General features: G+C 73.3%; 3 protein-coding genes. All 3 read right to left on the minus strand.

Going from position 1 to position 3418, the window contains the following annotated elements:
- Positions 1-24 precede the first annotated feature (24 nt).
- From FOE67_RS20300 to FOE67_RS20310, 3 genes are read right to left on the minus strand one after another with little or no spacing between them, the layout of a single operon-like run.
- Entirely contained in the window at positions 25-975 is a 951-nt protein-coding gene (locus FOE67_RS20300) for a beta-ketoacyl synthase N-terminal-like domain-containing protein (protein ID WP_182666279.1), read from the minus strand.
- A complete protein-coding gene (locus FOE67_RS20305; protein ID WP_182666280.1) occupies positions 975-2111 on the minus strand; it encodes a beta-ketoacyl synthase N-terminal-like domain-containing protein in 1137 nt (378 codons plus the stop codon). Before FOE67_RS20305 ends, FOE67_RS20300 begins: the two co-directional genes overlap by 1 nt.
- Positions 2108-3364, minus strand: coding sequence for a beta-ketoacyl-[acyl-carrier-protein] synthase family protein (locus tag FOE67_RS20310; RefSeq protein ID WP_182666281.1), 1257 nt, complete (start codon positions 3362-3364; stop codon positions 2108-2110). Before FOE67_RS20310 ends, FOE67_RS20305 begins: the two co-directional genes overlap by 4 nt.
- Between the last annotated feature and the right edge of the window lie 54 nt (positions 3365-3418).

Below are 3418 nucleotides of genomic sequence, written 5' to 3' on the forward strand. Positions count from 1 at the left end.
CCCCGGCGGGGTCCGGGGGTGGGGTCAGCGGCTCGGGACCGGTTCGGCCGCGACCGGCGCGGGCCGGCGCAGCACCAGCGTGGCGACGCCGTCGTCGGCGTCGGTGCCGGCCACCACCCACACCGGGCCGTCGACTCCGGCGTCGAGGGCGCCGATCGCCGCCGCGCACTGCACGACGCCGAGCGCCCCGGACAGCTCGCCCCAGGTCGCGGTGAGGTCGTGGCGGGGGCGGCCGGCGGGCAGGCCCGGGGCGGAGGCGGGCGCGAACCAGACGGCCGGCTGGTCGGGTTCGGCTTCGGCGAGCTCCGCGATGTTGCCCGCGACGTCCGGGCCCCTGGTGTGGGCACCGATCACGGCCCGAGGGGTGGCCCCGCGGGCCTCGGCGACCTCGGCCCGCTCCAGCACCAACGCCGCGCCGCCGTCCACGACGGGGCCGCCGACGAGGTCGCGCACGATCTCGTTGTCCGGCTCCACGCCGACCACGACCGCCCGGTCGGCGCGGTCCGCGCGCAGCAGCGAGACCCCCCAGCGCACGGCGTCCAGGCCGGAGGCGGGTCCGTTGCACAGCGTCAGGTTCGGGCCCCTCAGCCCGAACCTGATGGCGATCTCGGAGGCGATGATGTTGCTGGAGGCGTTGGGGGTGTCCATCGGGCTCACCCCGTGGGTGCCCTCCTCGGCGATCGTCCTGGTCACGCGGCACACGGTGTCCACGTTGCCGAGGTTGGAGCTGACCAGGACCGCCGTGCGGGAGTCGTCGACGGTCGTGGCGCCGTCGCGGAGCAGTCCGGCGTCGGTCAACACGCGCCGGGCGGCGCACAGGCCGAGTTGGGTGGCGCGGTCCTTGTAGCGCAGGCCCTTCCGGCCCAGGAGGGCAGCCGGTTCGACGGTGCCCTCCGGGCCCCGGGCCGTCACCAGCGCGGCGACGGAGTCGGCTCCCGGCATGGCGACGCCGACGCCGGTCACGATCACGGTCATCATGTTCCCTCGACAATCGCCACGGCGTTGATCCCGCCGAATCCGAATCCGTGCACCTGCGCCAGCGAGACCTCGTGCTTGGTCTCCCGGCCGCGCACCAGTCGGACGCCGGCGGCCTCCTCGATCGGGTCGTCCAGGTTGACCAGCGGCGGCACCCGGTCGGTGGCCATCGTCTGCAGGGCGACCACGAGTCCCAGCAGGCCGGCCGAGCCACTGGTGTGGCCGGTCATCGGTTTGATGCCGGTCACCACCGGATCGCCCGCGGCGTCGCCGAAGACCTCGCGGTAGGCGGTGATCTCGACGAGGTCGTTGAGCGGTGTCCCGGTGCCGTGCAGCATCACCATGTCGATGTCCTGCGGCCGGGTGCCCGCGTGCCGGTGGGCCTGCCGCATCGCCTCGGCGACCTGCTCCCGGTCCGGCGCGGTGGGGTGCTTGGCGTCGCAGGTCATCCCGACCCCGCGCAGCCGGCCCCGGGCCCGCTCGCCCCGCCGGAGGTCCTCGCGGCGCAGGACCACCGCGGCGGCCCCGTCGCCGAGGATGGTGCCCCGGCGGTTGGCGTCCAGGGTGCGCAGGGAGGTCGGCGGGTTGGGTTGGACGCGGTCCGCCAGGCCGTGCATGCTCTCGGTGATCGCGTCGACGCCGGCGACGACGACGGTGTCCGCCTCGCCCAGCGCCAGCAGGTCCGCGCCGAGCGCGAGCGTGTACAGCGAGGCGGAGCAGGCGTTGGAGACGGTGAGGGTGTCGGCCGTGCCGAACCGCTCCCGCAGTGCGGTGCCGAAGTGCAGCCGGTCGATGTCGAACGGCGCGCCGTCGCGCCACCGGAGTTCGGCCGAGCGGAGTTCGCGCAACCCGGTGCCCACGAGCACCGGGATGCCGGACAGGTCGTCGCCGAGTCCGGCGTCCGCGGCGGCCTGGGCGACGGCGTCCAGCAGGAATCCGGTGGCCCGCAGCGGGCGGTCCACCCCCGGTGCCGACCGGTCGTCGATCTCGAACAGCTGCCTGCCGTTGTACAGTCCGTGGTCGAATCCGCGCATCGGACCGAGTCCGCCGCGGCCCGCGCAGAGGCTGCCGAAGATCTCCTCGACGTCGCGGCCGACGCTCGCCACGGCACCCAGGCCGGTGATGGACGGTCTCACCGCGCACCGTCCAGGTACTTGCCGAGGACCACGATCGCGTTGTTGCCGCCGAAGGCGAGACCGTTGTTCTGCACGACCCGCAGGTCCGCCTCGACGGACCGGTTGGGCACGCAGTCGATCTCGCACTCGGGGTCGGTCTCGCGGTGGTTGATGGTGGGCGGTATGAATCCGTGGTGGATCGACAGGGCGCAGGCGATGGCGGCCAGCGCGCTGGCGGCCCCCATGGTGTGGCCGAGCATCGACTTGAGCGAGACGGTCCGGGGCGGGGCGTCGCCGAAGACGTCGTGGATCGCCCGTGACTCGGTCACGTCGTTGGCCTTGGTCCCGGTGCCGTGCGCGGAGATGAGGTCGACCTCCTCCGCCTTGACACCGGCGTTCTCCAGGGCGATCTCCATGCACCGGGCGACGCTGTCCTGGTTCGGCGCGACCTGGTGGTAGGCGTCGCAGTTCATGCCGTAGCCGAGCACCTCGGCGTAGACGCGGGCGCCGCGCGCCCGCGCGGAGGCGAGGCTCTCCAGCATCAGCACCCCGGCGCCCTCGCCGGTGAGGATGCCCTTGCGGTCGATGTCGAAGGGACGGCACACGTCCGGGGCGATCGTGCCCAGCCGGTAGAAGCCGGTGAAGGTCTTGCGGCACATCGCGTCCGCGCCGCCGCAGAGCGCGTAGTCCACCTCCCCGGAGCGGATCGCGTCGAAGCCCTGGCCGATCGCGTAGTTGCCGGCCGAGCAGGCGGTGGCGATGGTCACCGCCTCGACGTTGGACAGTCCCAGCTCCTGCGCGGCGGCGATGGACAGCCGGTTGGGGTGGACGCGCCGGGCCACGGTGGGGTCCATGGCGGCGGGTCCGGAACCGACCTCGGTCCCCACCAGCTGGTCGAGGTCGTAGGACTCCCCGTCGGTGGTGCCGATGGAGATCATGCCGCGTCGGGCGCGCAGAACCTCCGGGTCGACGCCGGCGGCCTCGACGGCCATCCGGGCCGCCGCGACGGAGAACTTCGTGGCGCGGCCCAGGGTGTCGACGGGCAGGTTGTGGATCCAGCGCTCCGGCTCGGCCCCGGTGATCTCGCAGCCGTTGGCGTGCGCGAATCCCTCGGTGTCGAACACCGTGATCGGTTTCGCGCCGCTGCGGCCCGCCCGCAGTCCCTCGGCGAACTCATCGGCTCCCACACCGATGCCGGAGAACACGCCGAAACCGGTCAGTACGACCCGGGACGCCGCGTCGTCACGCGCCGCGTCAATAACGTTCACAGACATCAATCTCCCTCGGTACGGCCCGAACTCCTTGGATGGGGACGGGGAAGGGGGCAC

It is taken from the genome of Streptomyces calidiresistens, from assembly GCF_014141525.1.
Taxonomy (GTDB): Bacteria; Actinomycetota; Actinomycetes; order Streptomycetales; family Streptomycetaceae; genus Streptomyces; species Streptomyces calidiresistens.

What these genes read in the sequence shown, in the direction of transcription:
- FOE67_RS20300 (WP_182666279.1), bottom strand. Translation starts at nt 975, where the DNA reads ATGACCGTGATCGTGACCGGCGTCGGCGTCGCCATGCCGGGAGCCGAC.
- FOE67_RS20310 (WP_182666281.1), bottom strand. Translation starts at nt 3,364, where the DNA reads ATGTCTGTGAACGTTATTGACGCGGCGCGTGACGACGCGGCGTCCCGG.